Raw genomic sequence first — 16,475 nt, 5'->3', positions numbered from 1 at the left:
GCATCAACACGCCAGCGCGCATCACACCGTGTCGCTGCGGCAATTCCCTCGGCGGCGCGCAGCGGCGACAATAGCGCGGCAATGAACAGCACTTTCGACCCCCGCCACGTCCGGCGCGCCTTCGCGCGTGCCGCCAGCAGCTATGCCGCCGCCGCCGCCCTGCAACGCGAGGTGGGAACGCGCCTGCTGGAGTCGCTCGACTATCTCGGCGACACCGCGCCTAAGGTGGTGCTGGATGTGGGTGCCGGCCCGGGCCATGCCAGCGCCACGATCAAGAAACGCTGGCCCAAGGCGCAGGTGATCGCGCTCGACCAGGCGCTGCCGATGCTGCGCCAGGCGCGCAAGACCGCCGGCTGGTGGAAGCCGTTTGCGCAGGTCTGCGCCGATGCCCGCGCGCTGCCGGTAGCCGATGGCAGCGTGGATGTGATCTTCAGCAATCTGTGCTTGCAGTGGGTGGAAGACCTGCCGGCGGTGTTCGCCGGCTTTCGGCGCGCGTTGCGGCCCGGCGGCCTGCTGCTGTGCTCCACCTTCGGCCCGGAGACGCTGATCGAACTGCGCGAGGCCTTCGCGCAGGCCGACCCGGCCCCGCATGTGAGCCGCTTCCCGCCGATTGCGCAGTTCGGCGATGCGCTGATGATGTCCGGCTTCCGCGACCCGGTGCTGGACCGCGACCTGTTCACCCTCACCTACAACGACCTGCCCGCCTTGATGCGCGAGTTGCGCGCGATGGGCGCCACCAATGCACTCAGCAACCGCCGCGCCACGCTGACCGGCCGCGGCCGCTTTGCCGCCGCCAGTGCGGCCTACGAACCCCTGCGGCGGCCCGATGGCACCCTGCCCAGTTCGTGGGAAGTCATCTACGCGCACGCCTGGGCACCGGCGCCGGGCGCCCCGATCCGCGAGCGCGGGCAGGACATCGCCAGCGTGCCGGTGGGCGCGATCCCGATCCGCCGCCGCCAGGACTAAGCGTGGCGATCACTGCGCGGGCGCAGCCGCCAGGCAGGCGCGGCCGCGGCATGCACCAGTCGCCTGCTTCGGTCCACCGTTGCCTCCGGCAGCACCCCGGCGCCCGCGCCACGGTGCGTCAACCGCACGCAAGCGGCGCACACCCTGCCGGCGCATGTCGCCGGTCTTTGGTAGGACACAGTATTACCGCCGAGCCCATCCCGATCAGGCAGGCTCGGCGCTTGCAACCGGTAGAATTCACCAGTTAACGGCCCCCGCCCCCAAACCGGCCTCCCCAATGTTGAAGTGGCTCATCATCGCGCTGTTCATTGCCTCAGCGCTGTACATCCATTACCGCGGTCGCGTGCGCCACCGGCTCAGCCGGCAGCTGCTGGACCATTCCACCTTCATGGCCCCGATCAACACGCTGATGTATCTGTGTTCGCGGGTGCCGACCACGCCGTTCATCGATCCGGGCAAGGAATTTCCGGAGCTGGCCCCGTTGCGTGCGAACTGGACGCTGATCCGCGATGAGGCAGTGGCGCTGCAGCAGATGCAGAAGATCCGCGCGGCCGACGGCTACACCGATATCGGCTTCAACTCGTTCTTCCGCCGCGGCTGGAAGCGCTTCTACCTGAAGTGGTACGGCACCGCGCACCCGTCTGCGGCCGAGCTGTGCCCGCAGACCACCGCGCTGCTGCGCTCCATTCCCACGGTCAAGGCGGCGATGTTCGCCGAGCTGCCGCCGGGCAGCGAACTGCGCCCGCACCGCGACCCGTTCGCCGGCTCCATGCGCCTGCACCTGGGCCTGGCCACGCCCAACGACGACCGCTGCTTCATCGACGTCGACGGCCAGCGCCACAGCTGGCGCGACGGCGAGTGGACCATGTTCGACGAGACCTACATCCACCACGCGCGCAACGACACCGACCAGGACCGCATCATCCTGTTCTGCGATATCGAGCGCCCGATGCGCTGGCGCTGGGCGGCCGCGGTGAACCGCTTCGTCGGCCGTAGCCTGCTCTCGGCCGGCGCCTCGCCGAACCAGGAAGGCGACAAGACCGGCGGCATCAACCGGGTGTTCCGGTATTTCTACGCCGCACGGCTCAAGGCCAAGGCGCTGAAGGAGCGCAACAACCCGCTCTACCAGACGCTCAAGTGGGGCATCTTCGTGCTGGTGGTCGTGGGCATCGTGCTGCTGTAACGCAGGCATTACGCCCGTCAGCTGCTGCAATGCCCGACCAACCACGTAGGAGCGCGCTCGCGCGCGATGTGGCGTTATCGGTATCGCTTCATTGCGCGCGAGCGCGCTCCTACGCAGTCCAGCGTGCTGATTTAGCCAACCTGCACCGCAGCAGCCGTGGCGTCAGCGCGATACCTGCGCAATCCATTCCTGCAGGTTGTAGTAATTGGTCACCCGCGTGATCTGCCCATCGCGCACATCGAAGAACGCGCCGCCGGGCAAGACATAGGTCTGCCCGTTCGCATCCGGCAGGCCTTCGTCGGTGGTGTGGTAGACGCCATGCACCACGTACTCGGCGCCGACGCGCGTGCCCGCGTCATTGGCAGTCACCACGATGTCGCGCAGCTGCTCGCGGTAGCTGTCATTCATGCGCTGCAGGAAGCTGGCGAAGGCCGCCCGGCCGATCTCGCGTGGGCCCTGGTTGAGGTCGTGGGCGACGTCCTCAGCCAGGAACGCCAGCATGGCATCCCAATCACCGCGGTTGAATGCCTCGTAGTAGGCCTGGACCAGGCCGGTGGCGCGTTGCCGATTGCTCTCGCTCATGCTCGAACCTGCCGCTGGGAAAGCCGCCATCATAGGCCCGGCATCAGGCGCCCTGCACCACCAGATCGCGGTGGAAGTAATAGACCTCCTGCAACAGGAAGCGCCAGCTGGTGTGGAAGCTGCGGAAGCGCGTGCTCGGGGTGGACGACGCCAGCGCATCCACGCCCAGCTCCTGGCACAGCCGCAGCGCGCGCGCCATGTGCAGCGGGTCGCTGACGATGATCGCCCGGTGCATGCCATGCCGCTCCATCAGCGCGCGCGCCTGCAGCAGGTTCTGCCGGGTGGTGCGCGAACTGGTCTCGATCACGATGGCTTCCGACGGCACGCCATGCCGCAGCGCGTAGCGCCGCGCCACCTGGGATTCGGCAAAACGCGCCCCGTTGCCAAAGCCGCCGGTAAACAGCAGATGCGGCGCGTAGCCGCGTGCATACAGGTCCAGCGCGTGCCGGATGCGCTCTTCGAACACGGGAGAGGGGCGCGCGTCGTAGGCCGCCGCGCCCAGCACGATGATCACGTCAGCCGGTGCGGCCTGGTCGCGGTCGCCCACCCAGACGATCCAGCCGGCCACGCCCACCAGCCAGATCAGCGCCAGCATGCACAGCCGCCACCCCCAACCCCACAGGCCGAGCCCACGCGAGGGCCTGCTCACGCGGCGGCCCACGACAAGGCGTCCAGGTCGACATTGCCGCCAGACAAGATGACGCCCACCCGCTTCCCGGCAAAGCGCGCCGGGTCGGCCAGCACGGCCGCCAGCGCGATGGCCGACGACGGTTCCACCACCTGTTTCAAGACCTGCCAGAGCAGGCGCATGGCCTGCACCACGGCGGCATCGTCAACGGTGATGACCTGCGCTCCGGCGGCCTGCAGCAGCGCGAAGTTGGGCGCCCCCAGGGTGCCGCGCAGCCCGTCGCACACGGTGTCGGGAACGAAGTCCACCAGCCGCTGCCCTGCCGCCAGCGACCGCGCGGTGTCGGCTGCGCCCGCCGGCTCGGCCAGCACCAGCGCGCAGCCGGGTGAAGCCTGCAGCGCCAGGGCCGCCCCGGCCGCCAGCCCGCCGCCGCCCACGGGCGCCACCAGCACATCCAGGCCGCCGCTGTCGTGCAGCAACTCCAGGGTTGCGGTGCCCTGGCCGGCAATCACCGCTGGATCGGTATACGGGTGAACCAGGGTCGCACCGCTGCTGGCCTGGACCTCGGCGCACAGCTGCTCGCGTGCGGCGATGGTCGGCGCGCAGCGCCACAGGGTGGCGCCATGCCGGGAAATATTGGCCAGCTTGGCAGCCACCGCGCCTTCGGGCACCACCACATGGCAGCCGATGCCGCGGGTGCGCGCGGCCAGTGCCAGCGCCGCGCCATGGTTGCCGGAAGAGTGCGTCACCACGCCATGTGCGGCGGTCTCGGCCGGCAACGCCCAGACCGCATTGCAGGCGCCGCGGAATTTGAACGCACCGCTGCGCTGCAGGTGCTCGGCCTTGAACATCAGCTGCGCACCGCTGAGCGCGTCCAGCGTGTGCGAGCGCAGCAACGGGGTCGGTGCGGTGTGCGGGGCAATGCGTGCAGCCGCCTGCAGGACGTCGGAATAGGCAGGAAGAAGCGTTTCGATCATGCTCCCAAGATTAACGTATCGCCTCACTCTTCACGGTCGAGGGTCGGCGTTCCGCGCATGCTCGTTCAATGAACATACGCGCCATCACCGCACAGTTAAGGACCGATTCAATGCCGCGGTTCGACAGTGACACCATGGTTGCAGGAGGGCACCATCCATGAAATTCCGTCTGATCCTTGCCGCCGGCCTGCTGGCCTTGAGCGGCTGCGCGACGTATGACTACACCGGCGCCGGGTCGGGTGGGTATTACCGTGGTGCGCCCGCGGTGCAGTACCGCTACCCGCCGGGCTATGCGCCGTATTCCTATGGCAGCCCTTACGGAGCCGGCGGGATCGGTCTGTACGACTATCCGGTGTACCCGGTCTATCGCGGCGGCGGCGGCTATTATTACCGCGAGTACGATCGACGTCCGCAGTACCGTCCTTACAACAACTATGGTCCCCGGCCGAATGGCCCACGCCCGAGTGGCCGGCCCAACGGTCCGCGCCCGCAGCGCCCCAACCCGCCGCCAGCCACCGGCGCGCCACCGCGTCCGGCGCAGCCGCCACGTATCGGTGCTCCGCCGCGGGTGATCCGCGAGATCCAGCGGCAGACCGCACCCCGCACTACGCGCCAGCAGATTCCCTGATCTGCTCACTGCGACGCAGCCCACACTTGGCAATGTTGGGGGCTTGCGTTCAGTCTGCACTTGGCTGCAAGCTAGGTGCACTGTGTGACCCGCCACGTCGTTTTCTGACCTGGCCACTCCACTGACCGACTTATGTCGATGTCCGACAGGGAAATCTGGATCCCCCCTGTTCCGGCCCTGTCGGATATCGGCGCCTCCAATGCACAAAGCCCCGGCATCCCGGGGCTTTGTGCATTGGAGCGTTGCGAAGCGGGCCAGAGCGTGTGCGCCGGCGACGTGCAGATAAAACTAAGGGCCGGCAGTCCCCCGACTACCGGCCCTTACGCTACCCCATCGCACGCGCGGCTGGCCCCTGTTCCAATTCCAGCCTTGCGCCCATGTCGCAATGCCACGACGGGTGCAGTAGGGATATCCGCACGAAACATGCCAACTTGAGTGTCAGTGTTTGATAATGTGATTTGCATCACATATTTCGCGTGTTAATGCCGCAAACCGCCCTTCAGCCGCTACGTTCGCGGCCGCTGGTCTTCCTCCTGCTTCTGGTCCACGCCCATGTCCGACTCCTTCTATCTCTACGACGTCATCGTGATTGGTGGCGGCCACGCCGGCACCGAGGCGGCGCTGGCGGCTGCCCGCGCCGGTGCGCGCACGCTGCTGCTGACCCACAACATCGAGACCGTGGGCGCGATGAGCTGCAACCCGGCCATCGGCGGGATCGGCAAGGGGCACCTGGTCAAGGAGATCGACGCATTGGGCGGGGCGATGGCCAAGGCGGCGGACCTGGCCGGCATCCAGTGGCGCACCCTCAATGCCTCCAAGGGGCCGGCGGTGCGGGCCACCCGCTGCCAGGCCGATCGCAACCTGTACCGCAGCGCGATCCGCCGCATCGTCGAAGCGCAGCCCAACCTGACCGTGTTCCAGGCGGCGGTGGACGATCTGATCATCCATAACGGTGCCGCCGAAGGCGACAGCGTGCGTGGGGTGATCACCCAGACCGGGTTGCGCTTCGAGGCCACGGCCGTGGTCCTGACCGCGGGCACCTTCCTGGCCGGCAAGATCCATGTCGGCGAGACCCAGTACGCGGCCGGGCGCATGGGCGACCCGCCGGCCACCACGCTGGCCGCGCGTCTGCGCGAGCGCCCGTTCGCCATCGATCGCCTCAAGACCGGGACTCCGCCGCGTATTGATGGGCGCACCCTCGACTACACGCTGATGGATGAGCAGCCAGGTGATGACCCGCTGCCGGTGATGTCGTTCATGGGCCAGCTCAGCGACCACCCGACCCAGGTCAGCTGCTGGATCACCCATACCACCGAGCAGACCCACCACATCATCCGTGGCGCGTTGCACCGCTCGCCGCTGTATTCGGGGCAGATCGAGGGCATTGGCCCGCGCTACTGCCCGTCGATCGAAGACAAGGTGGTGCGTTTCGCCGACAAGACCAGCCATCAGATCTTTGTCGAACCGGAAGGCCTGGACGTCACCGAGATCTATCCCAACGGCATTTCCACCTCACTGCCATTCGACGTGCAGCTAGCGCTGGTGCGCTCGATTCGCGGCTTTGCGCAGGCGCATATCACCCGCCCCGGCTATGCGATCGAGTACGACTTCTTCGACCCGCGCGGGCTCAAAGCCTCGCTGGAAACCAAGGCGGTGGGCGGGCTGTTCTTCGCCGGGCAGATCAACGGCACCACCGGTTACGAAGAAGCCGCCGCGCAGGGCCTGTTGGCCGGGCTCAACGCTGCACGCCACGTGCAGGCGCTGCCGGCCTGGTCGCCGCGCCGCGACGAAGCCTACCTGGGCGTGCTGGTGGACGACCTGATCACCCACGGCACCACCGAGCCGTACCGTATGTTCACCAGCCGCGCCGAATACCGGCTGCAGCTGCGCGAAGACAACGCCGATCTGCGGCTGACCGGCGTGGGGCGCGCGATGGGCCTGGTCGACGACGCGCGCTGGGCACGTTTTTCCAGCAAGCAGGAGGCGGTGCAGCGCGAAACCGCGCGCCTGTCGGCACTCTGGGCCACGCCGGGCAATGCCCTGGGCCGCGAGGTGGTCGATACCCTGGGCGTACCGATGAGCCGCGAGACCAATGTGCTGGACCTGATCAAGCGCCCGGAACTCAGCTACGCCGCGCTGATGCGGGTGCCGACGCTGGGCCCGGGCGTGGACGATGCGCAGGTCGCCGAACAGGTGGAAATCGGCGTCAAATACGCCGGTTACCTGGATCGCCAGCGCGACGAAATCGCCCGCCAGCAGCGCCACGAAACGACGCCGATCCCCGAAGGTTTCGACTACGCCGGCGTGCGTGGCCTGTCGATGGAAGTGCAGCAGAAACTCGAACGCGTGCGCCCGCAAAGTATCGGCCAGGCACAGCGCATTCCGGGCATGACCCCGGCCGCGATCTCGCTGCTGCTGGTGCACCTGGAACGCGCGCGGCGCAGCCAGGTGGCGTGACGCTGTCATTGGCATGCAAGGCAGCGACGTGACGTTACACGCGCTGCCTTGGCCTTGAGGTCTGCATTGGCGTGAGTGACGGATGTTCCTGGCTGCCGTGCAGCCGGGTGCCCGCAGAACCCTTATGTGTCTGCTCGACTCGGCCGATCGTTCGCGAGAAACGGGGGCACCGAAACGCAGGCGCTGATTGCCAACAGATGTCACGCAGCGAGTTCATGTCGCCCGGTGCGAAGCGATTGAGCCGTATCGCATGGCGGATGCCGGGAAGTTTGATGGCGGTCGCGACCGAGTTGGTATGCTCCGGCACCACTGACGACTTCCTGATCATGAACAGACTGCGTGCGCTGCTGACGGCAACCTACCGAATCGCCTGTCCCGCTCTGTTGCTGATGCTGGGCAGCACCTCGCAGGCGGCGGCACAGACCGAAGAAGACGGGCGTTACTGGCTGAGCGTGTATGCGCAAGGCAAGCTGCCGGTCGAGAATCTTTACTGGAGCATGGACGTGCACCCGCGCTGGCGCGAGGAAGGCGAGCAGTTCGATCAATTGATCCTGCGCCCTGCCGTGTTCTACCGGCTCAATCCCAAAGCCAGTGTCTGGATGGGCTACGACACCATCATCAGCCGCCCGGCCGGGCAGCCGTCCAATCGCGAAAATCGCTGGTGGGGGCAGTTCCAGTATCAGTTCGATCCGATCGCCAACATCACCATCACCAGCCGCACGCGTCTGGAGCAACGCCACCGCGAGGGCTTCAGCGATGAAGGCTACCGGGTGCGGCAGATGATCAGGGCCGTGCGTCCGAGCAGCCTGAGCCCGCAGTTGTCGTGGGTGGCATTCAACGAGCTGTTCGTCAATCTGGATCAGACCCAGTGGGGCGCACGCAGCGGCATCGATCAGAACCGGGTGTTCGTGGGCATCAACTGGAAGTTCAATGCAATCTCCAATGTCGATGTCGGGTATTTGAATCAGTTCGTCAATAACCGCACGATCGACCGCGAAAACCACGTCTTGATGACCACCTTCCGCTTCAATTTCTGAGCGCACGCACAGGCCGCGCGACTTGGTCAGCGGCCTTTCGATAATGCGTTGAATGCGCCGCCGGCGCGCCGACGCAAGTGCTAGCTACGCAGCAAAGCGCGGCTGCACTGGCAGCAGCCGTTGCCGCAGCATCAGCGCCGCCAGCTCGATGGTTTCCTCGGCCGCGCGGATCACACCACCCATGGTGATGAAGCCATGGATCATGCCGACACAGGTGCGCTGGGTGACTTCCACGCCGGCGGTGCGCAGGCGCTCGGCGTATTGCAGTCCCTCGTCGTGCAGGATGTCGCGGTCGGCCAGCACCACCAGAGCCGGCGCCACGCCGGCCACGTCCGGCGCCAGCAGCACGGAGATGTGCCAGTGGTCGGCCAGGCGCATGTCCGGCAGCAACAGGCGATTGAAGAACTGCACCGCGCTGCGCGTCAGCGGCGGGATCTCGGCATTGCGGCCGCGTGAGGGATGCAGGCCGGTATCCGGGCGCGCATCCGTCAGCGGGTACAGCAACAGCTGACAGCGCAACGCGATGCCTCGCTGCTGTGCAGTGATCGCGGCCACCGCCGCCATGCCACCTCCGATACTGTCACCGCAGATCGCAAGACGCTGCGAATCGGCGCCCACCGCGTCGGCATGCTCGGCCAGCCAGTGCAGCGTGGCGATGACATCCTCCACGCCGGCCGGCGCCGAATGTTCGGGCGCGAGGCGATAGTCCACCGCCAGCACCTGACACGGCGTGCGTGCCGCCAGCTGCCGGCAGACGTCGTCATGCGAGTCCAGATCGCCCACCACACCGCCACCGCCGTGCACGAACAGGCACGTCGGTGCGGACGTGTCATCCAGGCCCTGCGGCCGGTACAGACGTAGCGGCACCGTGCCGGCGGCAGTGTCGGCCTGCAGGTCGGTTACCTGCGCCATCGGCAGCCGTGGAAATCCCAGCTGCGCTCCCATGCCGCGCATCATGGCGCGTGCTTCCTGCAACGGCAGCGCCTCCATCGGGGGCTGCCCCGCTTGCTGCAGCTGCATGAACAGGCGCACGACATCGGGATCGAATTCCATGACGGACTCCAGCAGCGATGAGAGACGCCGAGCTTGCCAGATCGTTATGGTCTTTAACCATTACGGCTCATCAATTGTTTCGATCATGCGCGTGATGTCGATGCAGGCAGGTCACTGCAATGCGGCGTATTGACCGAGCGCATCACCGCGGCATCGTCCATGCTGGCGTCACGTGTGCGCGCCGTTAGCCACAGGCAGCCAAGTGCTGTTGCGGATGACCGCAGCAGCTTTAGACAGCAGCGTTAGCCGCTGGTAACGCCGCAGCCACACCTGCTGCAGCCATCGCGATCAATCGTCTTCGGCGGCCGCCTCGCGGCCCTGCTGACGGATCAGGTTTTCCTGGCGCGCGTCCTCGATCGAGGCGCGGATGGCACGCACGTCGGCGCGCTTGGTGTCGAAGGTGAAACGGCCGGTCAATGCACTGTCCGGGCGCAGCTCGCCCTTTTCGAACAACGCCCACATTTCTTCGCCGTAATAAGTGTCCAGCAGCTCGGGGGCGAATCGGCCCAGGCAGTCGCGCAGGTTGTGCACGTCGCGCAGCAACATGTCGCGTGCGGCGTTGTTGCCGGCCGCGCTGACCACCTGCGGGAAGTCGATCACCACCGGGCCGTCGGGCGAGACCAGCACGTTGTATTCGGAGAGGTCGCCATGCACCAGGCCCAGGCACAACATCTTGACCACGTCGCCGACCAGGCTGGTGTGGAAGAGGCGCGCCTGTTCCGGCTCCAGTTCCACTTCGCCCAGCCGTGGCGCGCTGTGGCCGGCGTCGTCGGTCACCAGGTCCATCAGCAGCACGCCGTGGAAATAGCCGCGCGGCTTGGGCACGTGCACGCCGGCGTCCACCAGTTGGTAGAGCGCGTCGGCCTCGGTGTTCTTCCAGGCGGTCTCGGCTTCCTTGCGGCCGAACTTGGTGGCCTTGCCCATCGCACGGGCCTGGCGGCTGCCGCGCACCTTGCGTCCTTCCTGGTATTGCACGCGCGCCTGGAAGCTGCGCTGCGCCATGTCCTTGTAGACCTTCGCGCACAGGATGTCTTCGCCCGCGCTGACCACGTAGACGGAGGCTTCCTTGCCGCTTTTCAGTGGTCGCAACACTTCGTCGATGACGCCATCGTCGATCAGCGGTTGCAGGCCCTTGGGGGTTTTCATGGAGGAAGGGAACCAACGCAGGAAAAAGACCAGTGACGATTATGCGTCAAGCAGGGTGAAGCGCTCACCCCGCAAGGGGCCAAGCTGAGACCGGGGCCATGCATTGGGACGATGCGCTTACCATGCAGGCACCTGCCCCTAGCGCGATGCGATGCCCGAGCCCACCTCTTCCCGCCGCAAACGTCCCGCCGCGCCGGCCATCGCCAGCAGCGAGCGCGGCCTGCCGCATGCCTTGATGCAGCAGATTGCCGCTGCCAAAGGTGACCCGGATTTCATGACCTCGCTCGGGCGCGGGCTGGTGGTGCTGAGCGTGTTCGCCCAGCACGCACGCGAGGTGACGACGTCGCAGATCAGCCTGGAGACCGGCATCTCGCGCGCCGCAGTCAGGCGCGTGCTGCACACCCTGGCGGCCCTGGGTTATGTGGGTGAGCAGGGCCGCGGCTATGTGTTGCTGCCGCGGGTGCTGGGGCTGGGCGGTGCGTACACCGCGTCCTCGTCGATGACCGCCGCGGCGCAGCCGGTGCTGGATGGCCTGCGCGACCAGGTGCACGAGTCGTGCTCGCTGGGGGTGCTGGATGGCGATGACCTGCTGTACGTGGCACGCGCGGAAACCGTGCGCATCATGTCGATCGGGCTGCGGCCCGGCACCCGCCTGCCGGCCTATTGCACGTCGATGGGGCGGGTGCTGCTGGCGGCCCTGCCTGCCGACACGCTGCAGGCCTATCTGGAACGCACCACCTTGCGTCCGCGCACCGACCGCACCGTGACCCAGCCCGCCGCCCTGCTCGAGGTGCTGGCACGGGCGCGCCGCGAAGGCGTCTGCCTGACCGACCAGGAGCTGGAGATCGGCCTGCGCTCGATCGCGGTGCCGGTGCGCAACCTGCGTGGCGAGGTGATTGCCGCGCTCAATATCGGTGCGCAGGCCGGGCGCGTGAGCCTGCAGACGATGCAGACCCAGTGGGTGGAGCCGCTCAAGCAGGCGGCGCAGCGCTTGGGCGCCCTGCTCAGCTGAGCGCGTCCGGCTGGTTCAGCGCGGGCGGCGCAGGAAGGCGACCACCGCGTCCACCCAGGCGGCATGGCTGTCTTCGACATGCGCCACATGGTCGGCGTGCGGCAAGGTGACCCAGCTGCGGTCGGCGCTGCCCAGGCGTGCGAACAGGTGCGCATTCTCTGACTGCGTGGCGAGTGGGTCATCCACACCGCGCAGCAGCAGCACCGGCACGCGCGTCACCTGCTCGGGCTGGTAGGCGAATTGCTCCATCGCGCGCCAGTCGGTGCGCACCGGGTCGGCCGCGAGTGCGGCGGCCACATACGCCTTCTGTACGGCGGCGGGCGCGGCATTGGCGGTGATGAAGTCCGAGCCAGCGGCTTCGGCGGTGGTGCGCTCGCGCGGCGGCTGTGCGGGCACGGCCGTGGCCTGCGGCGCGACATCGACATCGTCGGGAAAGCCATACAGCACCAGCGCCGACAGCAGCTCCGGCTGCGCCTGGGCGAGCAGCAAGGCCACCCGTGCGCCATTGGAATACCCCAGCAGGGCGGGCGGCGGCAGACCGGGGTGGCGCTTGGCGATCCATGTCAGCGTGGCGCGCACGTCAGCCATGGCGCGTACCGGCGTGTTCCACCCGCTGCCATCGCGCGCGGTGCCGCCATAGCCGCGTAGATCCAGCGCATACACCGCGTAGCCCGCCTGTGCCAACGCCGCCAGCACCGAGCGTGTGTCGGCAGGCTCGCCGGCCACTTGCAGATCGAAGTTGGGCAATGCACTCCAGGTGCGCCCATGCACCAGCAGCAGCGTGCCACGCGGCCGTGCCGGCAGCCGCGACCACACCACCAGTGGCTGGCCATCGTCGGCCTGCACCTGCGCACGCTGCGTGCCCGGGCCGGGCTGTGGTTGCGCCTGCGCGCCGCAGGTAAGGAGCAGCAGCACTGCCAGGCAGGCGAGACGTAGCATCATGTGGAGCCTCGTGGATGGCGGCGCGCTGCAAGGACGCGGCAGGCCGGCGTATTGGGAGGCTGCATCATCGCCGTAGTGCGGGCGGTGTGTCATGGCCGCTGGCGATCAGGCGATGCGCTGGCGGAACCAGTGCGGGGATGCGCTGCTGTCGGATATGTTTCTTGCGGCGCGCGTGCGGGTGGTTCTCCATCGTTGATCACGGCGTTCTCTCAACGAACCCTCTCCAACGCAGAGCGACTACGGTGCAATTGCATGGTTGGTGCGCGGCCGCCGCCGGTACGACGCATGCGAGGCGCGTCCATGCGCTTGACCATCTTCGATCACAACACGGTCTTGCGCCGTGCACGCGCCCTGCCTCTTTCCTGGCGGACGAATGGCATCGGGTGCGATGTATCCGTGTTGATGTGCGCTGCGGGCGCCGACGCGTCTCATCCGTTACGCGTGCATGGTGTGCCGTGCCACCCGCGCTCGCGATCGTGCCGATCAGCTAACCGTCGGTTGCCGGCGCACCTTCGGCCGCCTGTGCGTCCAGGATCGGTTGGGCCAGTGCGAAAGCGTGGTTGGCCGCTGGCACGCCGCAGTAGATCGCTGCCTGCAGCAATACTTCCTTGATCTGCGCGGCAGTGACGCCGTTGTTGCGCGCGGCACGCACATGCAGCTTGAATTCCTCATCACACCCCAGCGCCACCATCATCGCCAGGGTCAGCAGCGAGCGGGTGTGGGCGGGCAGGCCGTCGCGGGTCCAGATGGTGCCCCAGGCGTGGCGGGTGATCATGTCCTGGAACTCGCCGGTGAACTCGGTGCGCGCGGCCAGCGCGCGGTCGACATGCGCATCGCCCAGCACGCGCCGGCGCTCGCGCAGGCCGGCCTGGTACCGTTCGTCTTCGTGCATCGGGTGTCCTTGCAGTTGGGGGAAAGCTCACTCGGCCTGGAGAAAACCCAGCAGCACGTCGTTGAACGCTGCCGGCGATTCCAGGTTGCAGATGTGGCGGCCGGGCACCTGCGCGTACTGGCCGTCGGGCACCGCATAGGCGATGTCGCGCAGGTCGGTGGGCGGGCAGACCGGATCGTCGTCGCCGGCGATGGCCAGCACTGGCACCTCCAGGGCGTCCAGTGCGCCACGGAAATCGGCATCGGCTACCGCCTGGCAACAGGCGATGTAGCCGTCGGGGGAGGTGGATACGAACGCGGCGGCGATCATGTCCAGACGCTGAGCATGCGAGATGGCGAAGTGCGGGGTGAACCAGCGCTGCAACGTGGCGTCGATCAACACCGGCAAGCCGTCGTGGCGCACCTGCTCGATCCGTGTGGCCCAGGTGTCGGCGCTGCCGATCTTCTGCGCTGTGGCGCAGACCACCAGCCGCCGCAATCGCTGCGGCACGTTGAGGCCGAGCCATTGGCCGGTGAGCCCGCCGATCGAGAGCCCACAAAAATCACTGCGCGCAATCTGCAGCGCATCCCAGAGCGCAATCACATCCTGGCCCAGGTCGGCCACGCTGTATGGGCCGGGCGGCGACTCGGAGTAGCCGTGACCACGGCGGTCGTAGCGCAGGATGCGGTAGTGCGGCGCAAGCGCCTCCAGCTGCACGTCCCACATGTGCAGGTCGGTGCCAAGCGAGTTGCAGAAGGTCAGCCAGGGGCGTCCTTCAGTGCCATCCAGGCGGTAATGCAGGCGATGTGTCGGCAACTGGAGAAATGCCATGGGCCACCGTCAGGGGGAAGGTGAAGCGGCCAGGACGCGGTCGATCCAGACCGACGCCATGCCACGCCAGCTGTCGGGCGCGAAGATCGCCTCCAGTTGTGCCGGCGAGAGCATTGCCTGCACGTGAGGATCGTCGGCCAGCTCCTCGCGCAGATGACGCCCTGCCGACTGCGCACGCGCCACCGCATGTTCGACCAGCGTATGCGCCTGCGACTTGCCCAGCTGCCGCGCCAGTGCGAACACCGCGGCCTCCGCGTAGAGCACGCCACCGTGGCTGTGCAGATGCGCCTGCATGCGCGTGCGGTCCAGTTCCAGTCCGGCCAGGCAGGCCTGCATCTGCGCCAGGCTGCCGGCGGTCAGGCGCACGATCTCCGGTAGCGTTTCCCATTCGGCATGCCACTGCCCGGCCGCGCGCTCGTGTGGCTGCGCCATCGTGGCGAACAAGGTGGCCACCAGCCCGGGCACGCGCGCGGCCGCGGCGACCGCCACCACGCCGGCCACCGGGTTGCGCTTATGCGGCATCGCCGAGGAGCCGCCCTTGCCCGCCGCCGCCGGCTCGAACGCCTCGCCCACTTCCGATTGCATCAGCAGCACCACATCGCCGCCGATCTTGCCCAGGCTGCCGGCCAGCAACGCGAATGCGCAACCCACCTCCACCAGGCGGTCGCGCGCGGTGTGCCAGGGCAACGCCGGCAGCGGCAACTGCAGCGCATGCGCCAAGGCCTGCGCCACCTCCAGCCCACGCGTTTCCAGCGCCGCCAGGGTGCCGGCGGCGCCGCCGAATTGCAGCACCAAGGCCTCGGTGCGCGCGGTATGCAGGCGGCGGCGTGCGCGCTGCAAGGCGTCCAGCCAGCCGGCGGCCTTGAGCCCGAAGGTCACGGGTACCGCCTGCTGCAACAGGGTGCGGCCCGGCAGCCCGGTGGCGCGCTCGCGTGCGGCCAGCGTCGCCAGGCAGGCGCACAGTGCGTCCAGGCGCGGCAGCAGCAGGTCGAAGGCCGCGCGCAGTTGCAGCACACTGCCGGTATCGATCACGTCCTGGCTGGTGGCGCCCCAATGCACCCAGCGCGCGGCATCGGCATCGTGCGCGGCCACCTGCCGGGTCAGCTCCTTGATCAACGGAATGGCAGGGTTGCCGGCCAGTGCGGTGGCCTGCGCCAATGCGGCCAGGTCGTAGTGCGCTGCGTGACACTGCGCGGCAATGACCTGCGCAGCCGCCAGCGGAATCACCCCGCATTGCGCTTGCGCCCGGGCCAGCGCGGACTCGAAGTCCAGCATCGCCTGCACGCGTGCGGCATCGTCGAACACTTCATCGCACGCGGGGTCGCCAAACAGGCCGCCCAGCAGGGAAAACGGTGCACTCATGCATTGCATCTCTTGGCGTGGCCGGAGCATGGCACCGATGCGCACAGGTGCCAACCATGCGCGTGCCGGACGCGCGGCTCGCGTGAGCGGCGGCGGTGCACCGGCACCTCGCTTGCGCGGGCGCGATGCCACGCCGATGACGCGACGTGCAGGCCCTGCTTGCATGCACCAACACCCTGGCGACCTGTGCAAACAACTGCCTCTTCAGGCACGCGTTTCAGTGCACGCGCCCATCAGTAACTGAAGAACACCGTCTCGGCATCGCCCTGCATGTGGATGTCCCACACGTAGTCGCCAGCGCTGCGCGCGCGCGCCAGCAATGTGCCGCGCCGTTCGGGCGGCACCAGCGCGAGGATGGGGTCACCGCTCAGCTGTGGGTCGTCGGCGAAGTACAGCCGCGTTGCCACGCCGCGCAACAGCCCGCGCATGAACACGAGCACGACCAGATGCGCCGCCTGCGGCTGCCCGTTCGGACCGGCCACCGGGCCTGGCAGGATGGTGCTGAGCCGGTAGCGGCCCTGTGCATCGGTGGGCACGCGGCCCCAGCCATCGAAACTGGGGTCGTGCGCGGCGCAGCGCGGATCGTGCGCATGGGCATAGATGCCGGCGGCATCGGCCTGCCACAGCTCCAGCACCGCATCGCTCACCGGCATGCCGGCCCCATCGAACACGCATCCGCTGATCTGCACCTGCGTGCCGGCCGCGTGCTCCGGTGCGATCTGTGCGCGATACAAGGGCTCCAGCCCCAGCCGGTAGTACGGGCCGACCGTTTGCGACGGCGTTGCATGCAGGCTCATTGG

General features: G+C 67.8%; 16 protein-coding genes. 6 read left to right on the top strand and 10 right to left on the bottom strand.

Features of this window, described 5'->3' with window-relative positions; all coding sequences use genetic code 11:
• Positions 1-81: 81 nt before the first annotated feature.
• Both bioC and lpxO read left to right on the top strand, forming a co-directional pair.
• A complete protein-coding gene (gene bioC / locus ACD584_RS02415) occupies positions 82-966 on the top strand; it encodes a malonyl-ACP O-methyltransferase BioC (RefSeq protein ID WP_076037384.1) in 885 nt (294 codons plus the stop codon).
• Positions 967-1,243: 277 nt separating this feature from the next.
• The gene (gene lpxO, locus ACD584_RS02410) at positions 1,244-2,149 is read left to right on the top strand and encodes a lipid A hydroxylase LpxO (RefSeq protein ID WP_011035636.1); all 906 of its coding nucleotides are present in this window, start codon (positions 1,244-1,246) and stop codon (positions 2,147-2,149) included.
• Between the two features lie 162 nt (positions 2,150-2,311).
• Here the strand turns inward: lpxO and ACD584_RS02405 are convergent, their stop codons facing one another.
• The 3 genes from ACD584_RS02405 to ACD584_RS02395 are packed head-to-tail and all read right to left on the bottom strand — an operon-like array spanning position 2,312 to position 4,336.
• A complete protein-coding gene (locus tag ACD584_RS02405) occupies positions 2,312-2,731 on the bottom strand; it encodes a nuclear transport factor 2 family protein (RefSeq protein WP_076037385.1) in 420 nt (139 codons plus the stop codon).
• 43 nt (positions 2,732-2,774) lie between these two features.
• Positions 2,775-3,392 (bottom strand): YdcF family protein, encoded by a 618-nt coding sequence (locus tag ACD584_RS02400; protein WP_011035634.1) that lies wholly within the window; start codon positions 3,390-3,392, stop codon positions 2,775-2,777.
• Positions 3,377-4,336 carry a pyridoxal-phosphate dependent enzyme gene (locus tag ACD584_RS02395; RefSeq protein WP_076037386.1) on the bottom strand — a complete coding sequence of 320 codons (960 nt, stop codon included), beginning with the start codon at positions 4,334-4,336 and terminating at the stop codon, positions 3,377-3,379. The genes ACD584_RS02400 and ACD584_RS02395 overlap by 16 nt, the downstream gene beginning before the upstream one ends.
• Before the next feature lie 157 nt (positions 4,337-4,493).
• On the opposite strand from ACD584_RS02395, the gene ACD584_RS02390 reads away from it, so the two are divergent.
• From ACD584_RS02390 to ACD584_RS02380, 3 genes are all read left to right on the top strand, one after another.
• A complete protein-coding gene (locus ACD584_RS02390; RefSeq protein ID WP_076037387.1) occupies positions 4,494-4,964 on the top strand; it encodes a hypothetical protein in 471 nt (156 codons plus the stop codon).
• 552 nt (positions 4,965-5,516) lie between these two features.
• Positions 5,517-7,421: a tRNA uridine-5-carboxymethylaminomethyl(34) synthesis enzyme MnmG gene (mnmG, locus tag ACD584_RS02385; RefSeq protein WP_076037389.1), complete on the top strand. Its 1,905-nt coding sequence runs from the start codon at positions 5,517-5,519 to the stop codon at positions 7,419-7,421.
• Between the two features lie 326 nt (positions 7,422-7,747).
• Entirely contained in the window at positions 7,748-8,458 is a 711-nt protein-coding gene (locus ACD584_RS02380; protein ID WP_076037939.1) for a DUF2490 domain-containing protein, read from the top strand.
• Between the two features lie 84 nt (positions 8,459-8,542).
• Here the strand turns inward: ACD584_RS02380 and ACD584_RS02375 are convergent, their stop codons facing one another.
• Together ACD584_RS02375 and ACD584_RS02370 are read right to left on the bottom strand one after the other, a co-directional pair.
• Entirely contained in the window at positions 8,543-9,511 is a 969-nt protein-coding gene (locus ACD584_RS02375; RefSeq protein ID WP_076037390.1) for an alpha/beta hydrolase, read from the bottom strand.
• 288 nt (positions 9,512-9,799) lie between these two features.
• Positions 9,800-10,657, bottom strand: a complete 858-nt coding sequence (locus ACD584_RS02370) for a PA4780 family RIO1-like protein kinase (RefSeq protein WP_011035628.1) — start codon at positions 10,655-10,657, stop codon at positions 9,800-9,802.
• 151 nt (positions 10,658-10,808) lie between these two features.
• Between ACD584_RS02370 and ACD584_RS02365 the strand changes: the two genes are divergently transcribed.
• Complete coding sequence (locus tag ACD584_RS02365) at positions 10,809-11,669, top strand: IclR family transcriptional regulator C-terminal domain-containing protein (protein WP_076037391.1); 861 nt, start codon at positions 10,809-10,811, stop codon at positions 11,667-11,669.
• A 15-nt stretch (positions 11,670-11,684) separates the two neighbouring features.
• On the opposite strand, the gene ACD584_RS02360 is transcribed toward ACD584_RS02365, so the two are convergent.
• From ACD584_RS02360 to pcaG, 5 genes are all read right to left on the bottom strand, one after another.
• Complete coding sequence (locus ACD584_RS02360; protein WP_175611720.1) at positions 11,685-12,611, bottom strand: alpha/beta hydrolase; 927 nt, start codon at positions 12,609-12,611, stop codon at positions 11,685-11,687.
• Positions 12,612-13,098: 487 nt separating this feature from the next.
• Positions 13,099-13,503, bottom strand: a complete 405-nt coding sequence (gene pcaC / locus ACD584_RS02355; protein ID WP_076037392.1) for a 4-carboxymuconolactone decarboxylase — start codon at positions 13,501-13,503, stop codon at positions 13,099-13,101.
• 27 nt (positions 13,504-13,530) lie between these two features.
• Positions 13,531-14,313, bottom strand: a complete 783-nt coding sequence (gene pcaD / locus ACD584_RS02350) for a 3-oxoadipate enol-lactonase (RefSeq protein WP_070689465.1) — start codon at positions 14,311-14,313, stop codon at positions 13,531-13,533.
• 9 nt (positions 14,314-14,322) lie between these two features.
• Entirely contained in the window at positions 14,323-15,705 is a 1,383-nt protein-coding gene (locus tag ACD584_RS02345; protein ID WP_175611721.1) for a 3-carboxy-cis,cis-muconate cycloisomerase, read from the bottom strand.
• 203 nt (positions 15,706-15,908) lie between these two features.
• Positions 15,909-16,472, bottom strand: coding sequence for a protocatechuate 3,4-dioxygenase subunit alpha (pcaG, locus tag ACD584_RS02340; RefSeq protein WP_076037394.1), 564 nt, complete (start codon positions 16,470-16,472; stop codon positions 15,909-15,911).
• Positions 16,473-16,475: the final 3 nt, after the last annotated feature.

Origin of the sequence: Xanthomonas sp. NCPPB 2922, from assembly GCF_041520885.1 — a bacterium.
Taxonomy (GTDB): Bacteria; Pseudomonadota; Gammaproteobacteria; order Xanthomonadales; family Xanthomonadaceae; genus Xanthomonas; species Xanthomonas campestris.
This window is presented reverse-complemented; position numbering and strand designations above follow the sequence as displayed.